20 protein-coding genes are annotated in these 21,550 nt (G+C 62.5%); 11 read left to right on the top strand and 9 right to left on the bottom strand.

What is annotated here, in order from left to right:
* Positions 1-66 precede the first annotated feature (66 nt).
* Positions 67-786: a tRNA (5-methylaminomethyl-2-thiouridine)(34)-methyltransferase MnmD gene (gene mnmD, locus QN224_RS17855; protein ID WP_283977768.1), complete on the bottom strand. Its 720-nt coding sequence runs from the start codon at positions 784-786 to the stop codon at positions 67-69.
* A 38-nt stretch (positions 787-824) separates the two neighbouring features.
* On the opposite strand from mnmD, the gene QN224_RS17850 reads away from it, so the two are divergent.
* The gene (locus tag QN224_RS17850) at positions 825-1,967 is read left to right on the top strand and encodes an FAD-binding oxidoreductase (RefSeq protein ID WP_283977767.1); all 1,143 of its coding nucleotides are present in this window, start codon (positions 825-827) and stop codon (positions 1,965-1,967) included.
* A 7-nt stretch (positions 1,968-1,974) separates the two neighbouring features.
* Here QN224_RS17850 and QN224_RS17845 read toward each other — a convergent pair whose 3' ends face one another.
* Entirely contained in the window at positions 1,975-3,075 is a 1,101-nt protein-coding gene (locus QN224_RS17845; RefSeq protein ID WP_283977807.1) for a glycosyltransferase family 2 protein, read from the bottom strand.
* Positions 3,076-3,532: 457 nt separating this feature from the next.
* On the opposite strand from QN224_RS17845, the gene QN224_RS17840 reads away from it, so the two are divergent.
* From QN224_RS17840 to uraH, 5 genes are all read left to right on the top strand, one after another.
* The gene (locus QN224_RS17840; RefSeq protein ID WP_283977766.1) at positions 3,533-4,333 is read left to right on the top strand and encodes a DUF1045 domain-containing protein; all 801 of its coding nucleotides are present in this window, start codon (positions 3,533-3,535) and stop codon (positions 4,331-4,333) included.
* A gap of 80 nt (positions 4,334-4,413) precedes the next feature.
* Positions 4,414-5,343 carry an allantoinase PuuE gene (puuE, locus tag QN224_RS17835; protein WP_283977765.1) on the top strand — a complete coding sequence of 310 codons (930 nt, stop codon included), beginning with the start codon at positions 4,414-4,416 and terminating at the stop codon, positions 5,341-5,343.
* Positions 5,343-5,846: a 2-oxo-4-hydroxy-4-carboxy-5-ureidoimidazoline decarboxylase gene (uraD, locus tag QN224_RS17830; protein WP_283977764.1), complete on the top strand. Its 504-nt coding sequence runs from the start codon at positions 5,343-5,345 to the stop codon at positions 5,844-5,846. The genes puuE and uraD overlap by 1 nt, the downstream gene beginning before the upstream one ends.
* A gap of 75 nt (positions 5,847-5,921) precedes the next feature.
* The gene (locus QN224_RS17825) at positions 5,922-6,419 is read left to right on the top strand and encodes an ureidoglycolate lyase (RefSeq protein WP_283977763.1); all 498 of its coding nucleotides are present in this window, start codon (positions 5,922-5,924) and stop codon (positions 6,417-6,419) included.
* A gap of 13 nt (positions 6,420-6,432) precedes the next feature.
* Positions 6,433-6,795 (top strand): hydroxyisourate hydrolase, encoded by a 363-nt coding sequence (gene uraH, locus QN224_RS17820; RefSeq protein WP_173509522.1) that lies wholly within the window; start codon positions 6,433-6,435, stop codon positions 6,793-6,795.
* On the opposite strand, the gene QN224_RS17815 is transcribed toward uraH, so the two are convergent.
* From QN224_RS17815 to QN224_RS17785, 7 genes are all read right to left on the bottom strand, one after another.
* On the bottom strand, positions 6,796-7,932 hold the full coding sequence (locus QN224_RS17815; protein WP_269282024.1) for an alpha-hydroxy acid oxidase: 1,137 nt from the start codon (positions 7,930-7,932) through the stop codon (positions 6,796-6,798).
* Positions 7,933-8,053: 121 nt separating this feature from the next.
* Positions 8,054-9,370 (bottom strand): guanine deaminase, encoded by a 1,317-nt coding sequence (gene guaD / locus QN224_RS17810; RefSeq protein WP_283977762.1) that lies wholly within the window; start codon positions 9,368-9,370, stop codon positions 8,054-8,056.
* Positions 9,367-10,599 (bottom strand): urate hydroxylase PuuD, encoded by a 1,233-nt coding sequence (locus QN224_RS17805; protein WP_283977761.1) that lies wholly within the window; start codon positions 10,597-10,599, stop codon positions 9,367-9,369. The genes guaD and QN224_RS17805 overlap by 4 nt, the downstream gene beginning before the upstream one ends.
* Positions 10,600-10,790: 191 nt before the next feature.
* Positions 10,791-11,696 carry a LysR substrate-binding domain-containing protein gene (locus tag QN224_RS17800; RefSeq protein WP_283977760.1) on the bottom strand — a complete coding sequence of 302 codons (906 nt, stop codon included), beginning with the start codon at positions 11,694-11,696 and terminating at the stop codon, positions 10,791-10,793.
* A 436-nt stretch (positions 11,697-12,132) separates the two neighbouring features.
* Positions 12,133-14,469 (bottom strand): xanthine dehydrogenase molybdopterin binding subunit, encoded by a 2,337-nt coding sequence (gene xdhB / locus QN224_RS17795; protein WP_283977759.1) that lies wholly within the window; start codon positions 14,467-14,469, stop codon positions 12,133-12,135.
* A 207-nt stretch (positions 14,470-14,676) separates the two neighbouring features.
* Positions 14,677-16,167 carry a xanthine dehydrogenase small subunit gene (xdhA, locus tag QN224_RS17790; RefSeq protein WP_283977758.1) on the bottom strand — a complete coding sequence of 497 codons (1,491 nt, stop codon included), beginning with the start codon at positions 16,165-16,167 and terminating at the stop codon, positions 14,677-14,679.
* Between the two features lie 174 nt (positions 16,168-16,341).
* On the bottom strand, positions 16,342-17,118 hold the full coding sequence (locus tag QN224_RS17785) for a 3-hydroxybutyrate dehydrogenase (protein ID WP_173509529.1): 777 nt from the start codon (positions 17,116-17,118) through the stop codon (positions 16,342-16,344).
* Between the two features lie 305 nt (positions 17,119-17,423).
* On the opposite strand from QN224_RS17785, the gene glpK reads away from it, so the two are divergent.
* The 5 genes from glpK (at position 17,424) to QN224_RS17760 (ending at position 21,533) form a co-directional block, all read left to right on the top strand.
* Complete coding sequence (gene glpK, locus QN224_RS17780) at positions 17,424-18,917, top strand: glycerol kinase GlpK (RefSeq protein WP_283977757.1); 1,494 nt, start codon at positions 17,424-17,426, stop codon at positions 18,915-18,917.
* A gap of 411 nt (positions 18,918-19,328) precedes the next feature.
* Positions 19,329-19,652, top strand: coding sequence for a helix-turn-helix transcriptional regulator (locus tag QN224_RS17775; RefSeq protein WP_136505746.1), 324 nt, complete (start codon positions 19,329-19,331; stop codon positions 19,650-19,652).
* Positions 19,649-20,077, top strand: a complete 429-nt coding sequence (locus QN224_RS17770) for an SRPBCC domain-containing protein (RefSeq protein WP_283977756.1) — start codon at positions 19,649-19,651, stop codon at positions 20,075-20,077. The genes QN224_RS17775 and QN224_RS17770 overlap by 4 nt, the downstream gene beginning before the upstream one ends.
* A gap of 72 nt (positions 20,078-20,149) precedes the next feature.
* Entirely contained in the window at positions 20,150-20,377 is a 228-nt protein-coding gene (locus QN224_RS17765; RefSeq protein WP_283977755.1) for a hypothetical protein, read from the top strand.
* Between the two features lie 94 nt (positions 20,378-20,471).
* On the top strand, positions 20,472-21,533 hold the full coding sequence (locus QN224_RS17760) for an LLM class flavin-dependent oxidoreductase (protein ID WP_283977754.1): 1,062 nt from the start codon (positions 20,472-20,474) through the stop codon (positions 21,531-21,533).
* Positions 21,534-21,550 lie beyond the last annotated feature (17 nt).

The raw sequence follows: 21,550 nt of genomic DNA, 5'->3' as shown, positions 1-21,550 counted from the left end.
TGCGACAGTTCACTTCGTCGGACGGGGCCAAGGCTGAAAATGCGGCTGCCGCCGGCGTGGCCGCGATCAGCGCTTGTCGCCGCGTAGCATCTCGCGTTTGCCGGCAAAGCCGGGCCATCGTTCCACGATGAAGCCGGCTGCCTCGAGGTTCCTTCGAACGAAGCCGGCCGCGGCATAGGTCGCGAAGGTGCCGCCGGACGCGGTCCTGTCGAACACCATCTGCATCAACTCCTGTGACCACATGTCCGGATTGCGGGATGGCGCAAAGCCGTCGAGATACCACGCGTCGAAAGTGTGTTCCGATGCGCCGAGACTCTCGAGCGCCGGCCCGCAGACCACCGTCAATAGCACCCCATCCGCGAAGTCGAGATCGACGCGGCCTCCTGGCGTTTGCGGCCAGTTGGCGACAAGCGCTCGTCTTTCCTCGGAAATTTCCGGCCAGTGCGAAAGAGCGCGATCGATATCGGCCGCTCGCATCGGAAATCGCTCGAAGGAGATGAAGTGGAGGCGCTTGCCCGCGGCCGGGACCTCTTTCCACCGTCGCCAGGTTTCGCAGAAATTGAGACCGGTGCCGAAGCCGAGCTCGCCGATCGTGAAGGCGCTGCCCGCGTGCCAGCGCGCGGGCAGTCTGTTGCCGTCAAGGAAGACATGGCCGCATTCGAGCCGCCCGTCCGTGCGGCAATAAAAGTGATCGCCAAATTCCTTTGAATAGGGCATATCGCCGTCATGCCATTCGAGGCTTTGCTGCGATGGCGGATGGCTCTGGCGGAGTTCGGTTCCAGTCATGAGATGCCGATAGTTCTCCGACCCGAAAAGGTCAATCGATGAGCGAAGTTTTGATAGTCGGCGGCGGCATCATGGGGCTCTGGGCCGCATTGACGGCTGGTCGGGCCGGCATCGCAACTTGCCTGGTCGAACGCAAGAGCATAGGCGCTGGCGCAAGCGGCGGCCTGCTCGGCGCCCTGATGCCGCATATGCCCGACCGATGGAACGCAAAGAAACAATTCCAGTTCGATGCGCTGGTGTCCCTCGAAGACGAGATCGCCGAATTGCAGGAAACGACGGGTCTCTCCACGGGTTACCGGCGCTGTGGCCGGGTCATGCCGCTCGGCAAGCAACATTTGAGAGAGATCGCGCTCGGTCACGAGCAGGACGCTGCCCAGCATTGGGTGGCAGGTGAGCGCCGGTTCCATTGGCACATCGGGGATGTGGACGCTGGCTGTGACTGGCCGGCGGCGGAGGCGGCGCCTTTCGGTATCGTCCACGACACGCTCGCCGCGAGAGTGGCGCCGCGACGCCTCCTGCGGGCGCTCGAAGCAGCGCTTACGCGTTTGCCCCATATTCGGGTGGAACAGGGGGCCGAGATTGCATCGCTCGATCCTCGACGCGGGCGGCTCTCGCTCGCGGACGGCAGAGCAGTATCCTTCGGCCATTGCATTCTCGCCGCCGGGGTCGAAAGCTTTGGCTTGATCGACCGCCTGGCGCTTTCGGCACAGGCGCCGAGCGGCAACGCAGTCAAGGGGCAAGCGGCGTTGCTCGGCGCAGACGTCGATCCGGCCATGCCGATCATCTTCACCGATGGGCTCTACATCGTTCCGCATGAAGATGGTCATGTGGCGGTCGGCAGCACCAGCGAGAACCGGTTTGACGAGCCGTTCTCGACCGATGCTCAATTGGATGCGCTGATACGGCGCGCCGAAGCCTTGGCGCCCGCCTTGCGCGGCGCGCAGGTGATCGAGCGTTGGGCCGGGATGCGCCCGAGGGCGACGGGACGTGAGCCGATGGTCGGTCGCCATCCGGATTATGACAATCTCTCCGTGCTGACCGGCGGCTTTAAGGTCAGCTTCGGTATAGCGCATGTCCTGGCGCGCGTCGTTGTCGACGAGATGCTTGGCCAGCCGACCATCGATCTCCCGGAGTCGTTTACGTGCGCCCAGCACATCGCAGCGCTGCGGCAGCTTGTATAAAATGCTGTTAACCCATTGCTCGCCGTATGGTTTTTGACAGCGCAGTCAGGAACGCGGGGCGGGATGATGCAACGAGCTTCCAGGAGAGCACCGATGTCGCCGCCTGCCGTGGAAGCAGGCCGACTGCAAGGAACCAAAGCGCTTCGACAGCGCGCCTGCGGATCGAGTAATTCATCGCAAGACTGGCAGTTGCCCCGGCTGTCGCCAGACGCAGCCGAGAGTCGCCTCTGACCGGGTGCCGAGTCTGCTCGATGCACAAGGACGCAAGCCGCTCTTCAAGGTGGATCGGGTCGTGCAATGCGATTCCGGGCTGCAATTGCGATCCGGCGGCCGCAGCCTGAGTGGAAAGAGCTTCAAGGCGGCAGAAATCGTGTTGCACGCGCCAACGGGCACGTTCGGCCAGTTTTTCGGCGAAAAGCGAGTGATTGGAACCATGCATGCGGTACGCGCCGAGACAGACGTCGGTGGCCTGAACCTGCCCATGCAGCGGCGCCACAGTTGCAAGATAGCCATCGGCTCCCTGCCTGAATTTCTCTTCGGGCATCGGCATGACCGCTTCCAGGGCGGAACGGGCAAAGGCAAGGCCGCTTGTCACCGTCGTCTGATAACGCCCGCGATGAAACAGCTTTGGCGTCACGTCGCCTGTATCGAACGGCTGCTCCGGTGGCGGGAAGATATCCATGATCTTTTCTCGTTCATCAACGAGATGGAGCCTGAACTGAAATTGCGCGGTCGAAGCCTCCCAAGCGTTGACGACCTCCGACACGGCATTCGGGTAAAGATAATCGTCGGCATCCAGGAAGAACACGATGTCGCCAACGCTCGCGGCGAATCCAGTGTTAAAGGCGGCCGCATGTCCGCCGTTTGCCGCTCTGAGACAGGGACGGATCCTGCTGCCGTACGACCTGATGACATCGGGCGATTCATCCGACGAGGCATCGTCGACGACAATTACCTCCGTGTGTGGATGATCCTGAGCCAGGGCACTGTCGACACAGCGCCTGAGAAAGCGCGAATAGTTATAGTTGGAGATGATGATTGATACAGAAGTTTGGTCCAGCAAAGCCTGCCCTCGCTCTGATCCCCGCTTTTCGCTTCGGTTACTCATGCCTGAGTGTAAGCGGTCGGTCACCGGCATCTCGCCTGGAGACTACAAGGCATTGGTCCGCCCACGGGCGGCCGGTGCCAACCTTCAAAGGAAACCGCGGGTGGATTTCCTTCGGCGCGGCGGTGCTATGAACGGCAGGCTGCTGCCTTGCACCATTTGCGCGATTTTTCCGCGCTTCAAGGTACGCGCTGCTTTGTAGTAACTGCACTCATTGTGTTGACAATAGGGCCTCGCGCATCGGCGCCGGACACGAGTGCGGCTTGAGCGGGGTTTCGACGCCGCATGTTTCCATTGTTCGTCTTGCCCCGCATAACAGGTGCCGCCGAACGCCAGCTTGTTTCCTCGGCCGCTTTTTGAACGACCGATTCACGACCTCGTGCCGAGCCTCCAACTTCGTCAATCTGTCACGCAAATCACCTAATAGGCGGGCCATCGACGGACTTCCGGAGCTTGCGCCATGCGTTACGCCATTTGTTTCACCCCGCCTATAGGGGACCCGCTGTCGGCAGTTGCCGCCAGTTGGCTCGGGCGTAACGTCTATTCGGATGAGCCGACGGAACTGCCTTCCGTCGCCGGATTGAGCGTCTCGGAGATCGCCTTCCACACGGCGGTGCCGCGCCGTTTCGGCTTTCATGCGGTGGTCATGGCACCGTTCTGCCTCAACCCGGATACTGACGAAACCGAGTTGCTGAAGGCGCTGATGCACTTCGCCGGCGCCGAGGCGCCTTTCGAAATCGCGGGGATGGAGGTCGCGCGCTTCAGCCAATGCTGGGGACTGGTGCCGCAGGTGCCGAGCCAAGAGATGCACCTGCTCGCCGCCCGCGTCGTGCAGGCGTTCGACAGGTTCCGCGCGCCGATGAGCGAGGACGAGATCGAGCGGTGCGACCCGGATCGCCTGACGGCGCCGCAATTCACCAACCTTCATCGCTGGGGCGATCCCTATGTGATGGACGAGTATCGCTTTCACATGAAGCTGACCGGCGCCTTGAACCCGGAGACTGCCCGGCGCATGGAAGCGCCGCTCCGGGAACTTTTCCAGCCGCATCTCGAAAGGCCGCTGGCGATCGGCAGTCTTGCCTTGTTCGTCGAACAGGGTCCCGGCGCGCCGATGCGGGTCCATTCGCAACATCCGCTCGGCAAGATCTCCGCCCGTTCGCGCGACGGCGGGGCGAAACGGCCGGTGGTGGAAAGCCTGGCCGAAGGGCGCGCTGTCGCACCGATCCCCTTCATCATGGCCTCCTTGCTCGCGGGGCGCTAGGCGCCTCTTGCGGACGTCAAATTCATCTCGACAATCCGGTTCGCGGTGCTACCGTTCCGGAAAAGTCGAAGGGTGATTTGATGGCAGAGACTTCCTATCCGCGCGATCTTGTAGGCTACGGACGCACGCCGCCGCAGCCACGCTGGCCGGGCGATGCGCACATCGCCGTGCAGTTCGTCCTGAACTACGAGGAGGGCGGCGAAAGTTGCATTCTCGATGGCGACCCGGCCTCCGAATGCCTGCTGTCGGAGATCGTCGGAGCGCAGCCCTGGCAAGGGCAGCGCAATCTCAACATGGAGTCGATTTATGAATATGGCTCCCGTGCCGGCTTCTGGCGGCTGTGGCGCATGTTCACGAGCCGCGGTGTGCCGCTCACTGTCTATGGCGTGACGCTTGCGATGGCGCGCAATCCGGAAGCGGTCGCGGCGATGAAGGAGGCAGGCTGGGAGATCGCCAGTCACGGGCTGCGCTGGCTCGAATACAGGGATTTCCCGGAAGAGGTGGAGCGCGAACATATCCGGGAGGTGGTTCGCCTGCACACGGAGCTGACCGGCGAGAGGCCACTCGGCATCTATCAGGGCAAGCCGTCGGTCAACACATTGAAACTCGTGCTGGAGGAGGGTGGTTTTCTCTATTCCTGCGATTCCTATGCGGACGAGCTTCCCTATTGGGTTCCCGGATTGACCGCCGACAAGCCGCATCTCATCATTCCTTATACGCTCGACGCCAACGACATGCGCTTTGCGACCAATCAGGGATTCAATTCCGGCGACCAGTTCTTCACCTATCTGAAGGACACGTTCGACGTGCTCTATGCGGAGGGCAGGGATGGCAGCCCGAAGATGATGAACATCGGCCTGCATTGCCGCCTCGTCGGCCGGCCCGGCCGCGCCGCGGCGCTCGCGCGCTTCATCGATTACGTGATGTCTCACGAGAAGGTCTGGGTGCCGCGCCGCATCGACATCGCGCGTCACTGGTACGATCACCACAAGCCGGAAAGCCCACGCTGATGTCCGAAAGGGAGGCCTTCGTCAGCCGCTTCGGCGGTGTCTTCGAGCATTCGCCGTGGGTGGCGGAGCGTGCCTATGACCGCGCGGCCTCCGTCGGGTTGACGGCCGGCAATGTCCACTCGGCGCTGTGCAACGCATTCCGCGCGGCGTCTCCGGCTGAGCGCCTTGCGGTCTTGCGAGCCCACCCGGATCTTGCCGGCAAGCTCGCAATTGCCGGCAAGCTCACCGCCGATTCGCGGGCCGAGCAGGCGTCCGCCGGACTGGACCGGCTTTCACCCGAGGAGCATGCGCGGTTCACCGCGCTCAACAAGGCCTATACGAAGAAATTCGGCTTCCCCTTCATCATTGCGGTCAAGGGGCTGACGAAGGACGATATTCTCGCCGCCTTCGAAACGCGGATTGACAACTCGGCGGAAGAGGAATTTGAAATCGCCTGCGCGCAGGTGGAGCAGATCGCCCGGCTGCGGCTCAGATCCATGCTGCCCGGAGACGAAAATGCCTGAGAGTGCCGTCGCTGCCTTGCCCGTCTGCGTATCGGCATCGTGCCACGCACCTGCGCGCTTTGGAGCCGAAGCCTGATGGCGCGCCTGCTTTCGATCGAGCCCCTGACGAAACAGACTTTCGCCCCGTTTGGGAGCGTCATCGAGGCCGATCCGGCCTCGATGCGCTACATCAATGGCGGCAACACCGAGCGGTTCCATGCCCTCGCGCGGGCCGAGGTCACGGGCGAAGGCGCCGGAGTGATCATCAACATCTTTCGCGGCCAGCCGCGCGCCTTCCCCTATGCCGTCACGATGATGGAGCGCCACCCGCTCGGCAGTCAGAGCTTTTCGCCGCTCGATGATCGGCCCTGGCTCGCGGTGGTGGCGGAGGATGAAGGCGGGCGTCCGGGCCGGCCGCGTGTTTTTCTGGCGAGCGGGCGACAGGGCGTCAATTACGGCCGCGACGTCTGGCATCATCCACTGATGTCGGTCGGAGCGGCGAGTGATTTCATCGTCGTGGACCGCGAAGGGCCGGGCAACAATCTGGAAGAATTCTTCTACGACGACCCCTTCGTCATCCCCGATCCCTTCTGAAGGAACCGAATCGATGAGCAAGACCGGGCGACTTACCACCCACGTGCTCGACACCGCGCTCGGCAAGCCCGCAGAGGGCCTCAGGATCGATCTCTATTGGCTGGAAGGCGAGGAGCGGCAATTGATCCGCACGGTCCACACGAACAGCGACGGGCGCGTCGACGGGCCAATGGTCGAGGGCATCGGCTTCATGCCGGGCAACTATGAACTGGTCTTCCACGCCGGCGACTATCTCAGGACAACCGGCGTCGTGCTTCCGAGGCCGGCCTTCCTCGACCTCATCCCACTGCGTTTCGGGATCGCCGACCCCGAAAGCCACTATCATGTGCCGCTGTTACTCTCGCCCTACGGCTATTCCACCTACCGCGGAAGCTGATCATTCGGCGAGAATGTCGCGGCTCACGTCGGCGATGTTGCGCTTGCCGCAGAGTGCCATTGTGACGTCCATCTCCTTGCGGATGATATCGAGGGCTAGTGTCACGCCCTCCTTGCCCATGGCACCGAGGCCGTAGAGGAAGGGGCGGCCGATAAAGGTGCCCTTCGCGCCGAGGGCAATGGCCTTCAACACATCCTGGCCGGAACGGATGCCGCCGTCGATATGGACTTCGATGTGATGCCCGACCGCATCGACGATGCGCGGCAGCATGCTGATCGACGACGGCGCGCCGTCGAGCTGGCGGCCGCCGTGATTCGAGACGACGATCGCGTCGGCGCCGGTCTTGGCGGCCATCTTCGCATCCTCGGGATCCAGAATCCCCTTGAGGATCAGCGGGCCGCCCCAGCGCTCCTTGATCCACTCGACATCCTTCCAGGAGAGCTGCGGATCGAACTGCTCGTTGGTCCAGGCGCCCAGCGAGGAAAGATCGGTCACGCTTTTGGCGTGGCCGACGATGTTGCGGAAGGTGCGCCGCTTGGTGCCGAGCATCTTCATGCACCAGCGCGGCCGCGTCGCCATCTGCCAGAGGTGCTTCGGCGTCATCCGCGGCGGCGCGGAAAGGCCATTGCGCAGGTCCTTGTGGCGCTGGCCGAGGATCTGCAGATCGAGTGTCAGGACCAGCGCCGAGCATTTGGCGGCCTTTGCGCGGTCGATCAGGTTCAGCACGAATTCGCGCTCGCGCATCACGTAGAGCTGGAACCAGAAGGGCTTGGTCGTGACCGAGGCGACATCCTCGATGGAGCAGATGCTCATGGTCGAAAGTGTGAAGGGGATGCCATAGGCCTCCGCCGCCTGTGCGGCCAGCATCTCGCCGTCGGCGTGCTGCATGCCGGTGAGGCCCGTCGGCGCAAGGGCGACCGGCATCGACACCTTGTGGCCGATCATCGTCGTTTCCAGTGAGCGGTTGCTCATGTCGACCAGAACCCGCTGACGCAGCTTGATCTTGGCGAAATCCTCCTCGTTGGCGCGATAGGTTCCCTCCGTCCAGGCGCCGCTGTCGGCATAGTCGAAGAAAAGCTTCGGAACACGCCGCTTGGCGAGCGCCTTGAGATCGCGGATTTCCAAGATTTGCGTCATGGGAACAGCCTTCATCAATGCATGATTGCGCAGCCATTACCATGTTTTGAAGAGGCTTGTAATAGCTGCCACGGAGAAGAGGTCAAAAAAATTGACCTCTTCTCCGTGGCAGCTATTTTGCTCAGTTTGCGTCGAGCGACGACTTGGCGGGCTTGCCTGCGACATAGGTTTCGACGATCGCCCGGTCATCCCCCATCGTCTGCAGCAGGAAGAGTTCATCGGCCAGCGAATTGACCACTTCGGCACGCAGCGCCATCGCCGGCGTCGCCGCCATGTTCAGCACCGTCAGGTCGGCATCGGTGCCCGGCTCCAGCGTTCCGATGCGATCGACGAGTGACAGTGCCTCGGCATTGCCGCGGGTCATCATGTAGAAGCTGTCGAAGGGATTCAGCCGCTCGCCCTGCAACTGCAGGATCTTGTAGGCCTCGTCGAGCGTCTTCAGCATCGAGTAGCTGGTGCCGCCGCCGATGTCGGAGGCTACCGATACGCGCACCGGCCTCTGCCGGCGCGACAAGGCGCGCAGCGGGAAAAGACCGGAGCCCAGGAAAAGATTCGAGGTCGGGCAGAAGACCGCCACGGAACCGGTTTCGCTCATGGCATCGGCTTCACGATCGGAAAGATGGATGCAATGGCCGAAGAGACTCTTCGGTCCAAGCAGGCCGTAGCGGGCATAGACGTCGGTGTAGTCCTTCGCTTCCGGATAGAGTTCGCAGGTGAAAGTGATTTCGTCGCGGTTTTCGGAAAGATGCGTCTGGATATGCAAGTCGGGGAATTCGCCGGCGAGCGACTTCGCGACCTCCATCTGCTCCGGCGTCGAGGTGATGGCAAAACGTGGAGTGATGGCGACGTGATTGCGGCCCCTGCCGTGCCAGTCGGCGATCACCGCCCGCGTCTCGTCATAGCTCATCTGAGGCGTGTCGAGCAGGCCCTGCGGAGCGTTGCGGTCCATCATGACTTTGCCGGCGACCATGCGCATGTCGCGCTTCAGGCTTTCGGCGAAAAAGGCATCGGCGGAGGCCTTGTGGACAGAGCAATAGGCCGTCGCCGTCGTCGTCCCGTGGCGGATCATTTCATCGAAGAAATGAATGGCGATCCGTTCGGCATGCGCAGTTTCGACGAAGCGGCATTCCTCGGGAAAGGTGTAGGTGTTCAACCATTCGAGCAGGTTGGCGGCGTAGGAGGCCATCACCTGCATCTGAGGGAAATGAAGATGTGTGTCGATGAAGCCGGGCGTGATCAGGTGGGAGCGATGATCGATCTCGGTGACGCCCTCCGGCGCTGCGGCCTTGACTACCGTGTACGGGCCGCAGGCCTTGATTACACCATCGCCGATAAGCAGGGCGCCGTCGCTTTCGTAGGAATAGGCAGCGCTGTCGTCGATGGCTTGCGGGGCCCTGTTGAAACTCAGCAGGCGGCCGCGAATGAGGGTCGATGTCATTGTGTCTCCCCGACGGCGCTTTCGAACCAGGCTGTCACCAGCCGGCGTTCGTCCGCCGTCATGTCGGTTATGTTGCCGGGCGGCATGGCATGGCTGCGCCCGGCCTGGATATAGATTTCGCGGGCACGGGCGGCAATCTCGGCGTCGCTTTCGAGTATGACGCCGTTCGGCGCCCGGGCAATGCCTTCAAAGGCGGGCTCGGCTGCGTGGCACATGCTGCAGCGGGTCGAGATGGTGTCTTTGACTGCCGGGAAATGCGCGTTCTCGGCGAAGCGCTTGAAGGCCGGCGCCGCCCCGGCCTGTGCTTCTCCCGTTAGTACTCTGGGTGCCGTCGAGAGCCACATGATCAGGATGAAGAGGATCACCGTGACGATCCAGGTCCAGGTCGGCTCGCCCTTGCGCGCATGGGTGGTGTTGAACCAGTGGCGGATCGTGACGCCCATCAGGAAGACGAGTGCGGCGATGATCCAGTTGAAAGCCGTCGCGAAGGCGAGCGGATAGTGATTCGACAGCATGAAGAAGATGACCGGCAGCGTCAGATAGTTGTTGTGGAGGGAGCGCTGCTTGGCCTGGGCGCCGAGCTTCGGATCCGGCGTGCGGCCGGCGATCAGGTCGGCCACGACGATCTTCTGGTTGGGAATGATAATGAAGAAGACGTTGGCGGACATGATGGTCGCGGTGAAGGCGCCAAGATGCAGGAAGGCGGCGCGACCGGTGAACACCTGCGTGTAGCCCCAGGCCATGGCGACGAGCACGACATAAAGAAGCGCCATCAACCCCCAGGTGCTCTTACCAACAGGCGATTTGCAGAGAAGGTCATAAAGGACCCAGCCGACGCCAAGCGAGGCAAGCGAGATCACGATCGCCGTCGTCGCCGAGATGTCGAGCACATGACGGTCGATCAGGAAGAGATCGGCGCCGCCATAATAGACGATGCAAAGCATGGCGAAGCCGGAGAGCCACGTCATGTAGGATTCCCATTTGAACCAGGTGAGATGCTCCGGCATCGTCGTCGGTGCGACGAGGTATTTCTGGATGTGGTAGAAGCCGCCGCCATGCACCTGCCATTCCTCGCCATAGGCGCCTGGTGGCAGGTGGTCGCGCTTTACCAGGCCGAGGTCGAGTGCGATGAAATAGAAGGATGAGCCGATCCAGGCGATCGCCGTCACGACATGCAGCCAGCGGGCGGCGAAGGCCAGCCATTCCCAGGCAATGGCGAATTCGTACATTCAGGTCCCCTCATTCTTTCCGTTGACGCAGCTTGCGAGAAAAAACCGAAACGGGGAAGGGGGCCTTCTCGACGATCCACGTAACAGGCTTAGAGCGGGATGAGGAAAGCGTGCGCGGTTTTCCGCCCGCATCCCGCTCCAACTGATCAGAAGCGATCATGTTTATGGTTGGGTCGATTCGACCCAAATCATCATGATCTAACGGCGCCATCCTGTTTGAACTCCGCGAGGATCCAGTCGCGAAAGTTGCGGATCTTTGCGACGTTGCGCCGTGCATGCGGGTAGACCAGCCAGTAGTCGTGACCATCGCTGCCGCGCAGGTCGAAAGGCTGATAAAGCCGACCGAGCGCGACGTCATCGGTGTAGAACTGGGGAGTGAGGATCGCCACGCCTTGCCCCGCGATTGCAGCGCCCGCCTCGAACGCCTGGGCGCCGAGCCGTGTCGGAACCCGGCTCTTGAGATCCGGATCGGGGACGCCGGCAGCGCGAAACCACTGTGGCCACCAACGATCTTGAGGGTCGATGATGCGAAGCTTCAACAGGTCTCTCGGTTTGTTCACTCCGCCGATCGTCGAAGCGAGCGCCGGACTGAGCATCGGCGTAAACTCCACTTTCATCAGTCTATGGCTGACGAGACCCGGCCAATCGCCCAACCCGGACCGGATCGCCAAGTCCACTGCCTCTTTGCTGAAATCGATCATCGCATCGTTCGCCGACAGGCGGACGGCAATGTTGGGATGGGCGAGCTGGAACGAGCCGATATGGCGGGCGAGCCATTGCGATGCGAAGGTCGCGGTCGAACTGATGAGCAGGGCGGACGCTGCATCGCCGCGTGCCGAGGCAACCGCCTCCTGCAGCATCTCGAACGCCTCCGTCAACCTGGGCGCCAGCCGTTGGCCGACTTCCGTCAGCGTGATTTGGCGCGGGCGTCTCAGAAACAGCGGCTCGCCGATATTCTCCTCCATGAGCTTGATCTGATAGCTGACGGCCGTCTGCGTCATGCCGAGCTCGTCGCCCGCTTTGGTGAAGCTGCCGAGGCGGGCGGCCGCCTCAAAGACCCTCAGCGCATTGAGCGGGAACTGCTTGGACATCTTCATGGATAAGTTCTCTTGATGCATGCAGACGGATGTTCGATTGGAATTCGAGCATCTTTGGCGGCATGCTGCAAGTCAAGTTCAGCAATTCCTAAGGTGCCAAAATGACTTGTGACGCATTGGAACACCCTGAAAGAAAAGTGTTTCTTTCCATCGACCCGATTTCGCGACTGGCTTCGGTCCTCTTTCGCCCGAATCCGAAACTGGACATCAGGATCTTATCCGATCACATGAAAAGAGACATGGGTTTCATGGATTGGGGCGCGCCCCGACGGGAGGACGAGATGCTCCGGTAGGAGCAAGGTTCGTCGCCCCTCATCCGGCCTGCCGGCCACCTTCTCCCCGCAAGCGGGCGAAGGGGACTCGCGGGGGCCGCCTTAGTTCCCTCTCCCCGTCAGGACGGGGAGAGGGTTAGGGTTAGGGGCCGTCTTCGGACGCCTCACATCCGCCTCAGCCGTTCCACCGCCATCAAAATCCGTTCCGGCGTCGCCGGGGTATCGAGTCGAGGGCATTCGCGGTACTCGGCGACGCTTGCGACCGCCATCGACAATGCCTCGAGCACAGAGATCGGCAGCATGAAGGGCGGCTCCCCCACGGCCTTCGATCGCCCGATGGTCTTTTCGGCATTCTCCGACCATTCGGCGAGCTGCACATTGAAGATCTTCGGCCGGTCCGAGGCGAGCGGGATCTTGTAGGTCGAGGGCGCGTGCGTCCTCAAGCGCCCCTTTTCATCCCACCAGAGCTCCTCCGTCGTCAGCCAGCCCATGCCCTGGACGAAACCGCCCTCGATCTGGCCGAGATCGATCGCGGGATTGAGCGAGCGGCCGACATCGTGCAGGACATCGACGCGGTCAACCAGATATTCGCCGGTGAGCGTATCGATCGAGACCTCGGAGACGGCGGCGCCGTAGGCGAAATAATAGAAGGGCGTGCCGCGCCCGGTGGCGCGATCCCAGTGGATCTTCGGCGTCTTGTAGAAGCCGGCGGCAGATAGCTGGATGCGTGCCATATAGGCTTGGCGGATGAAGTCCGCGAAGGGCACGAGCTCTTCGCCGATCTTCACCTGATTTGCCACGAAGGTGACCCGTTCGGCGGTCGTCTGCCAGCGCTCGGCGGCGAAGGCGACGAGGCGGTCCTTGATCTGGCGGGCCGCGTCGAAGGCAGCCATGCCGTTCAGGTCCGAGCCGGAAGAGGCGGCGGTTGCCGACGTGTTCGGCACCTTGCCTGTCGTCGTCGCGGTGATCTTCACCCGGTCGATATCGATCTGGAAACTGTCGGCAAGAACCTGGGCCACCTTGGTGTAGAGGCCCTGGCCCATTTCGGTGCCGCCGTGATTGAGGTGAACGGAACCGTCCTGGTAGATATGGACAAGGGCGCCCGCCTGGTTGAAGGCAGTCATCGTAAAGGAGATGCCGAATTTCACCGGAGTGAGGGCGATGCCTTTTCGGATCACCCGGCTCGTTTTGTTGAAGTCGATGATCGCTGCCCGGCGCGCCTGATAGTCGGCGGTGGTCTCCAGCTCGCCGACGATCCGGTGGATAATATTGTCTTCGATCTTCTGGTGGTAGGGCGTGACGTCGCGGCCCGAGCCCTTTTCTCCGTAGAAGTTGAACTTGCGGATTTCGAGCGGGTCCTTCCCAAGCGCATAGGCGATCTCCTCGATGATGCGCTCGGCGCCGACCATGCCCTGTGGCCCGCCGAAACCGCGATAGGCGGTGTTGGACACCGTATTGGTTTTGAGCGGCTGCGAGGTCAGCTTCACATGCGGGTAGAAATAAGAGCTGTCCGCATGGAAGAGCGCCCGGTCGGTCACCGGACCCGAGAGATCGGATGAGTAGCCGCAACGGGCGGCATAGTTCGCATGGACGGCGTGGATGCGCCCTTCGTCATCAAAGCCGACATCGTAATCGACGAGGAAGTCGTGGCGTTTGCCGGTCGCCATCATGTCGTCGTCGCGGTCCGGACGGAATTTCACGGCGCGGCGGAACTTCCGCGCAGCAACGGCAGCGAGTGCGGCGAACTGGTTGCCCTGCGTTTCCTTGCCGCCGAAGCCACCGCCCATGCGGCGAACGTTCACCGTCACGGCATTCGACGGCACGCCAAGCACATGCGCGACCATGTGCTGGATTTCGCTTGGATGCTGTGTCGAGGACCAGACGGTCATCTCGTCGTCTTCGCCGGGAATGGCCAGGGCTATGTGACCTTCCAGATAGAAGTGTTCCTGGCCGCCGATCCGCATCTGCCCCCTCAGCCGGCGCGTTGCGCGCTCCAGTTCCGCTTCCGCGTCGCCGCGCTGCAACGTCAGCGGCTGAGTCACAAGCTCGCCACCCTGGGCCATGGCGTCGGTAACGTCGATCAGGTGCGGCAGGTCGCGATAAGTGATCTTGGCAAGTCGTGCGGCGCGCCGCGCGATATCGCGCGTTTCGGCGATCACGGCGAAGGCCGGCTGGCCATGGAACTGCACGCGTCCGTCGGCCAGCACCGGCTCGTCATGCAGGTGGCTCGGGCTGATGTCGTTCGAATGCGGCATGTCGCTTGCGGTCAGCACGCAGACGACACCGGGCAACGCGGCGACGGCCGAGAGGTCCATCTCCAGGATCTCGGCATGAGCGCGATCGGTGAGGCCCAGCGCGCCATGCAGCGTGCCGGCGGGCTCAGGCATGTCATCGATATAGTCCGCCGTTCCCGCGACGTGCTTGTGGGCGCTGTCGTGGCGCAGCCCTGTGTGCATGGGGCCAGCAATGGTGGTCTGTTCTTCGAAGGTGGACTTATCCATCGTTAGCCTCTCCCTCGAAGGATATGCCCCTCATCCGCCTGCCGGCACCTTCTCCCCGTAAGACGGGGAGAAGGGACATCCCGGCAGCTCCGTCATCCCTGTCTCGTATCAAGGAGCAGGCGGCAAAACTCGCGTCCCCTCTCCCCGCGAGCGGGGAGAGGGCTAGGGTGAGGGGCAACCCCAGCCCAGAAAAATCGAAGCTAGCACTCATGCCACCTCCTCGAACCGCCGCAACTGAGCTCTCTCGCCCGTGCTCTCCAGGAAAAAGCGCATCAGCAGGTTCTTTGCCGCCAGCATGCGATAGGCGCTCGTGGCGCGCCAGTCGTTGATCGGCTGGTAGTCGGTATCGAGAGCCGCCTGTGCAGCGCGAATGGTTTCCTCGCTCCAGCGCTGTCCGATGAGGGCAGCTTCCGCGGCCTTCGCGCGCTTCGGCGTGGCCGCCATGCCGCCGTAGGCGATGAGGGCGGTGCGGACGTGATTGTTCTCGTCAAGCGCGATGCGGAAGGCGCCGAGCAGTGCGGAGATGTCCTCGTCGCGGCGCTTGGATAGCTTGTAGGCGGCGAAGTGGTCACCGGCAGGCAACGCGGGAACGAAGATGCTTTCGACGAATTCGCCCGGCTTGCGATCCTGCTTGCCGTAGGCGATGAAGAAATCCTCGAGCGGCAGCGTGCGTGTGCCGTCCTTCGAACCCAACGTGACCGCTGCCCCGAGGACGATCAGCGGCGGCGGGCTGTCGCCGATCGGCGAGCCGTTGGCGATGTTGCCGCCGATCGTGCCCATGTTGCGGACCTGTTCGCCGCCGATGCGGTCGATGAGTCGGCCGAAGGCTGGGTAGGCGCTGGAGAGAGCGTCGAACGTGGCCGTATAGCTCACGCCAGCGCCAATCGTCAGGCCCGCTTCCGTGCGGTCGATCCGTTGCAGCTCGGCGATGCCGTTGATGAACACCACCGGATTGAGCGTTCGCATCTGCTTGGTCACCCAGAGACCGACGTCGGTTGCGCCTGCGACGATCGTCGCGGTCGGATGTTCCGAGAGAACGGTGGCGAGACCGGCAGCGTCGGCGGGCACGATCAGACAGTCTTCGCCCTTACCGACAACGATCGTTTCCTGCGGCTGCAAAGCTTTCAGTCGCGCGATGATCGCATCCCGGGTGCGCGTGATCGGATCGAAGATCGCGGATGGGCGTTCGCGCGCCGCGGCTTCCGCCGCGCGCACGATCGGCTCATAGCCGGTGCAACGACAGAGATTGCCTTGCAGCGCCTTCTCGATCGCGGCTCGGCTCGGATTGTCGTTCGTCAGCCACAGCCCATAGAGCGACATGACGAAGCCCGGCGTGCAGAAGCCGCATTGCGAACCGTGGAAATCGACCATCGCCTGCTGCACCGGATGGAGCGTACCGTCTCCGGCCGCGAGGTGCTCGACCGTCACGACATGCGTCGCGTTCAGCGAACCGACGAAGCGGATGCAGGCGTTGACGCTTTCATAGATGAGCCTTTCGCCGCCCTGGCCGTCCTTCGCGAGGCGGCCGACGAGCACCGTACAAGCGCCACAGTCGCCTTCGGCGCAACCTTCCTTGGTCCCGGTCAGCCGGCGCTCCAGCCGGAGGAAGTCGAGCAATGTCGCGGTCGGCGCGACGTCCGAAACGGCGACTTCCGTGTCGTTCAGGATGAAGCGGATGCTGTCGGCTGCCTGTGCCATGCCTGTCATTCCGTGGCTACTGCATGTTTTCTCAATCGTATAACCGATTTAAGGATAAAACATGCAGCAATTCAAAGTGCTGCAGCGTCCTTTGCGCTTCCGATAAGAAGTGCGGCGCTGTAGACCGGCGGAGCGGGGTGCGAGCCGAAAACCGCCCACACTTTTCATCCCGCTCTATTGCGCGGTCCAGCCGCCATCCATCGAGACATGCGTGCCGGTGATCTGCGCGGCATCATCGCTCGCAAGATAGAGCGCCAGCGATGCCACCTGCTCGACGGTGATGAATTTCTTGGTCGGCTGGCCCTTGAGCATCACGTCGTTCACCACCTGCGCCTCGGTAATGCCGCGCGTCCTCGCCTGGTCCGGAATCTGCTTCTCGACAAGCGGTGTCAGTACGTAGCCGGGGCAGATCGAGTTCGCGGTGATGCCGTTTTCCGCGACTTCCAGCGCGACCGTCTTCGTCAAGCCCATGACACCATGCTTGGCCGCCACATAGGCGGACTTGAACGGCGAGGCGACGAGCCCATGCGCGGAGGCGATATTGATGATACGCCCCCAGCCTTTCGCCTTCATGCCCGGGAGAGCGGCGCGGATTGTGTGGAAGGAGGAAGAGAGATTGATGGCAATGATCCGGTCCCATTGTTCGACCGGAAAATCCTCGACCTTCTCGACATATTGCACGCCGGCATTGTTGACGAGGATATCGACGCCGCCGAAGCGTGCCGCCGCAGTCGCCATCAGATCGGCTATCTCGTCCGGTTTGGTCATGTCAGCCGGATGGTAGATGGCGGTGCCGCTTCCGAGACCGGCGACCTCGTCCGTCACCGCCCTGATCTCGTCCGGCGCCCCGAAGCCGTTCAACACGATATTGGCGCCGGTTTTCGCGAAAGTCTTGGCAATCGCCAGCCCGATGCCGCTCGTCGAACCCGTTATGACCGCAGTTTTCGTCATTCTCGTTCTCTCCCTCGCGATGCCGCCCGATCCTCATCGGTTCGAGCGGTTGCGGGCGGAGGCCGCCGCGCCTTCCTCGTTCCGCCCTCGGCCGGTTTTGCAATGCAACAGCGTCAACCTACGCGGAAAAATATGGGAGTGACAATTGTGTTTTTCAGATTGCCGACGCAGATTTGGCACCGTTCGCAGGGGCGATGGAGTTGCGTTTCGTTTTCGTTTGACATTCGTTTTTTCATCGTATTGAAGTTTTGCGAATGTCGGCTTTGAGGAAGGCGCGACGTCGAAGTAAGGCCGGGGAGGGGCGCATGGGCGAATATATTCTCGCGATCGATCAGGGCACGACATCGAGCCGGGCGATCGTTTTCGACCGCAAGCAGAAGGTCGCCGGCGTCGGCCAGAAGGAATTCAGGCAGCACTTCCCGAAGTCGGGCTGGGTCGAGCACGACCCGGAAGAAATCTGGCAAACGGTTCTCTTCACCGTCAAGGAGGCGATCGGAAACGCCGGTATTTCCGCAGGCGAGATCGCCGCGATCGGCATTACGAACCAGCGCGAGACGGTGGTCGTCTGGGACCGCGAGACCGGCAAGCCGATCCACAATGCGATCGTCTGGCAGGACCGCCGCACGGCGCCCTTCTGTGAAAAGCTGAAGAAGCAGGGGCTGGAAAAGACCTTTGCGAAAAAGACCGGCCTTCTGCTCGATCCCTATTTCTCAGGCACGAAGCTCAACTGGCTGCTCTCGAACGTGAAAGGGGCGCCGGCGCGTGCAGCGAAGGGCGAGCTTTGCTTCGGCACGATCGACACCTTCCTCATCTGGCGGCTTACCGGCGGCAAGTCCTTCGCCACGGACGCGACCAACGCATCGCGCACCCTCCTCTACAACATCTCCGACAACGCCTGGGACAACGAACTGCTCGATATTCTGCGCGTTCCGCGGGCGATGCTGCCGGAGGTAAAGGATTGCGCCGCCGATTTCGGCGTCACCGACGCGTCGCTCTTCGGAGCGGCGATCCCGATTCTCGGCGTTGCCGGCGACCAGCAGGCGGCGACGATCGGTCAGGCGTGCTTCACGCCCGGCATGCTGAAATCGACCTACGGCACCGGCTGCTTCGCACTGCTCAACACCGGCAAGGATATCGTCCGCTCGAAGAACCGCCTGCTTACCACCATCGCCTATCGCCTCAATGGTGAGACCACCTACGCGCTCGAGGGTTCGATCTTCGTTGCTGGGGCGGCCGTACAATGGCTGCGCGACGGCCTCAAGGTTATCAAGGCGGCCCCGGACACCGGCACGCTTGCCGAGAGTGCAGATCCCTCGCAGGACGTCTATCTCGTTCCGGCCTTTACCGGCCTCGGCGCGCCGCACTGGGATCCGGACGCGCGCGGCGCGATTTTCGGCATGACCCGCAACACGGGCCCGGCGGAGTTTGCCCGGGCCGCGCTCGAAGCTGTCTGCTACCAGACCCGAGATCTGCTCGAGGCCATGCACAAGGACTGGCGTAACGGCGGCAAGGAGACGGTGCTGCGGGTCGACGGAGGCATGGTCGCGTCCGACTGGACGATGCAGCGCCTCTCCGATCTGCTCGACGCGCCGGTTGATCGTCCCGTGATTCTCGAGACGACGGCGCTTGGTGTTGCCTGGCTCGCCGGAAGCCGTGCCGGTATCTGGCCAAGCCAGGAGGAGTTCGCGAGGTCCTGGGCGCGCGACCGGCGCTTCGAGCCGACGATGGACGAGGTGACACGCAAGGGGAAGCTCAAGGGCTGGCGCAGCGCGGTCAAGAGGACTTTGATCGCGGCTTAGAGCAACGCCCGATCTGACCGAATCGCGGCTGCCATGCGCGGGCGGCAATCCCTCTCTGCCTTGACAGGCGTCTCCCCCACAAGGGACCCACAAGGGGGAGAATGGCAAATTGCGGGCTTCCCGCCTCCTTGCCGACGAGGTCGACCTTGGTGCGAGGGGCAGACGTGGCGCATATCGATAATTCTCGAAAGGCATAGCTCGCGAGATATGCGACCCCGCGCGCCATGATGAGCGCTGCCATTCCGGCACACGCGCGCACTCCCGGGCCGAATCACGCCCAGCGCGACGGCGATCTAGGCTCCCGACCGGCGGTTCCTGTAGGAGGATCATCAACCGACCCGGGATCGGCTTGACTCACGCATAGCTCGCCGGCTATATATTGATCAATAGCCAGCGGGGTATTGATCCCAGATGTCGAACGCTCACGATGTGCTCTTCAGAACGCTTGCCGATCCGACTCGGCGGGCTCTGTTCGAGCGATTGTGCCGTGAGGGGGAACGGACAGTCGGCGCTCTGACGGCGCGCGCCGGGGTCTCGCAACCGGTCGTCTCGAAGCATCTCGGGGTCCTGAAGCAAGCCGGGTTGGTGCGCGACCGCCACGAAGGTCGCCACACGTATTATAGCGCCCAACTCGGCGCACTTGCCCCTCTGGTCGACTGGACGAGCCAGATGGCCGGTTTCTGGCAAAGCCGCTTCGACGACCTCGAAGACCTACTGAAAAGGATGGACCAATGAACGAAACGGCCGAAACGCGCTCTGTCGTGGTCGAACGCGAGATCCCTCATCCGCCGGAAAAGATCTGGCGTGCGCTCACCCAGCCACACCTGGTCGAGGAGTGGCTGATGAAGAACGATTTCAAACCTGTCGTGGGTCACCGTTTCAATCTTCGCGGAGACTGGGGTGGAGTACTGGACTGCGAGGTCCTTGCGGTGGAGCCGAACAAAAAGCTGACGTACACTTGGAATTTCGCCCACGAGGATCCGGCCTACGATCTGAAGAGCGTGGTGACTTTCACACTCACCCCAACGAGAACGGGGACCCAGCTGCGCATGGAGCAGTCGGGCTTCCGGCCAGAACAGCGGCAGGCTTACGGAGGCGCCAGCGCGGGATGGCAGCAGTTCCTTGCGAATCTGGAGCAGGTCCTGGCGAGGATGGATTGAAGTCTGCCGCACCGTCCGAAATGGGCCACGTGAGGCCCGTTTCACTGCGCTTCATGCTAATGGGAGGTCTCAATGAACTGGAATATGTGGGTGCGGCAAATCCACCGCTGGTTGTCCATCGCCTTCACGGTGACCGTGATCGCCAACTTCGTCACCATGGGACTGGGGGAGCCGCCTGCCTTGGTGGTCTACTCGCCACTGCTCCCGCTCTTCCTGCTGCTGTTCACCGGCCTCTACATGTTCATGTTGCCGTACGCTATGAAGTGGCGTGGCGGTCGGCCTACTGCTGCGATGAAGTGAACACTCCCGTTGGAAACGGTGCGTTTCCTCAACGCGCATTTGCGGCTCGATGTGATGCCAACTATTTCTTTGCAAACAGCAACAGGAAGGCATCATGGAACTCGGGCTTTACACATTCGCGGACGTCGATCCCAATGCGATCGACAAGGGTGCCGAAGGACGGAGACGCCTCGCCAACCTCCTTGAAGAGATTGAGCTTGCCGACCAGGTCGGGCTCGACGTCTTCGGTCTCGGTGAGCATCACCGGCCGGACTATGCCGCCTCCGCGCCGGCAGTCATCCTGGCGGCCGCTGCGTCCCGCACAGCCAAGATCCGGTTGAGCAGCGCGGTAACGGTGCTCAGCTCGGACGATCCGGTACGGGTCTTCCAGCAGTATTCAACGCTCGACCTCCTCTCCAACGGCCGCGCCGAGATCATGGCGGGCCGAGGCTCCTTCATCGAGTCCTTCCCGCTCTTCGGCCAGTCGCTCGACGACTATGACCAGCTCTTCTCCGAAAAGCTGGATTTGCTGCTGGCGATCCGGGAGACCGAGAAAGTCACCTGGTCGGGCGAGTTGCGTCCGCCGATCAACGACCGTGGGGTCTATCCGCGTCCGCTGCAGGATCCGCTGCCGCTCTGGATTGCGGTCGGCGGCACGCCGCAGTCGGTCGCGCGGGCCGGCGCGCTCGGCTTGCCGATGGCGCTTGCCATCATCGGCGGCGAGCCCCGCCGTTTCGCGCCGCTCTTCGATCTCTATCGCGAGGCGGCGCGTCGCGCCGGTCAGGACGTCGCGAAGCTGAAGACGAGCATCAATGTTCACGGTTTCATCGCCGACACGACGGAGAAGGCGGCTGACCAGTTCTACGGACCGCAGGCGGAGGTGATGAACCGCATCGGCCGTGAACGCGGCTGGGGGCCGACGAACCGCGCCCACTTCGACCAGGCGCGCAGCCCGACCGGCAATCTCTTCCTCGGCGATCCGGAAACCGTGGCCGAGAAGATCGTCGCGCACCAGAAGCTGTTCCGCAACGACCGCTTCCTGCTGCAGATGGCAATCGGTCCGATGCCGCATGACCAGATCATGCGCGGCATCGAGCTTTATGGAACCAGGGTGGCGCCGCTGGTCAGGAAGGCGTTGGCCGAGGAAGGCGAGCGGTCTCAACCAGCGAGCGCGTGAGTGCGCACCGTCGGTGC

Origin of the sequence: Sinorhizobium sp. 7-81 (assembly GCF_030124405.1) — a bacterium.
Taxonomy (GTDB): domain Bacteria; phylum Pseudomonadota; class Alphaproteobacteria; order Rhizobiales; family Rhizobiaceae; genus Sinorhizobium; species Sinorhizobium psoraleae.
Note: the sequence above shows the minus strand (reverse complement) of the source record. Positions and strands in the feature narration are given on the sequence as shown.

What these genes read in the sequence shown, in the direction of transcription:
- mnmD (WP_283977768.1), bottom strand. Translation starts at nt 786, where the DNA reads ATGACTGGAACCGAACTCCGCCAGAGCCATCCGCCATCGCAGCAAAGC.
- QN224_RS17850 (WP_283977767.1), top strand. Translation starts at nt 825, where the DNA reads ATGAGCGAAGTTTTGATAGTCGGCGGCGGCATCATGGGGCTCTGGGCC.
- QN224_RS17845 (WP_283977807.1), bottom strand. Translation starts at nt 3,075, where the DNA reads ATGAGTAACCGAAGCGAAAAGCGGGGATCAGAGCGAGGGCAGGCTTTG.
- QN224_RS17840 (WP_283977766.1), top strand. Translation starts at nt 3,533, where the DNA reads ATGCGTTACGCCATTTGTTTCACCCCGCCTATAGGGGACCCGCTGTCG.
- puuE (WP_283977765.1), top strand. Translation starts at nt 4,414, where the DNA reads ATGGCAGAGACTTCCTATCCGCGCGATCTTGTAGGCTACGGACGCACG.
- uraD (WP_283977764.1), top strand. Translation starts at nt 5,343, where the DNA reads ATGTCCGAAAGGGAGGCCTTCGTCAGCCGCTTCGGCGGTGTCTTCGAG.
- QN224_RS17825 (WP_283977763.1), top strand. Translation starts at nt 5,922, where the DNA reads ATGGCGCGCCTGCTTTCGATCGAGCCCCTGACGAAACAGACTTTCGCC.
- uraH (WP_173509522.1), top strand. Translation starts at nt 6,433, where the DNA reads ATGAGCAAGACCGGGCGACTTACCACCCACGTGCTCGACACCGCGCTC.
- QN224_RS17815 (WP_269282024.1), bottom strand. Translation starts at nt 7,932, where the DNA reads ATGACGCAAATCTTGGAAATCCGCGATCTCAAGGCGCTCGCCAAGCGG.
- guaD (WP_283977762.1), bottom strand. Translation starts at nt 9,370, where the DNA reads ATGACATCGACCCTCATTCGCGGCCGCCTGCTGAGTTTCAACAGGGCC.
- QN224_RS17805 (WP_283977761.1), bottom strand. Translation starts at nt 10,599, where the DNA reads ATGTACGAATTCGCCATTGCCTGGGAATGGCTGGCCTTCGCCGCCCGC.
- QN224_RS17800 (WP_283977760.1), bottom strand. Translation starts at nt 11,696, where the DNA reads ATGAAGATGTCCAAGCAGTTCCCGCTCAATGCGCTGAGGGTCTTTGAG.
- xdhB (WP_283977759.1), bottom strand. Translation starts at nt 14,469, where the DNA reads ATGGATAAGTCCACCTTCGAAGAACAGACCACCATTGCTGGCCCCATG.
- xdhA (WP_283977758.1), bottom strand. Translation starts at nt 16,167, where the DNA reads ATGGCACAGGCAGCCGACAGCATCCGCTTCATCCTGAACGACACGGAA.
- QN224_RS17785 (WP_173509529.1), bottom strand. Translation starts at nt 17,118, where the DNA reads ATGACGAAAACTGCGGTCATAACGGGTTCGACGAGCGGCATCGGGCTG.
- glpK (WP_283977757.1), top strand. Translation starts at nt 17,424, where the DNA reads ATGGGCGAATATATTCTCGCGATCGATCAGGGCACGACATCGAGCCGG.
- QN224_RS17775 (WP_136505746.1), top strand. Translation starts at nt 19,329, where the DNA reads ATGTCGAACGCTCACGATGTGCTCTTCAGAACGCTTGCCGATCCGACT.
- QN224_RS17770 (WP_283977756.1), top strand. Translation starts at nt 19,649, where the DNA reads ATGAACGAAACGGCCGAAACGCGCTCTGTCGTGGTCGAACGCGAGATC.
- QN224_RS17765 (WP_283977755.1), top strand. Translation starts at nt 20,150, where the DNA reads ATGAACTGGAATATGTGGGTGCGGCAAATCCACCGCTGGTTGTCCATC.
- QN224_RS17760 (WP_283977754.1), top strand. Translation starts at nt 20,472, where the DNA reads ATGGAACTCGGGCTTTACACATTCGCGGACGTCGATCCCAATGCGATC.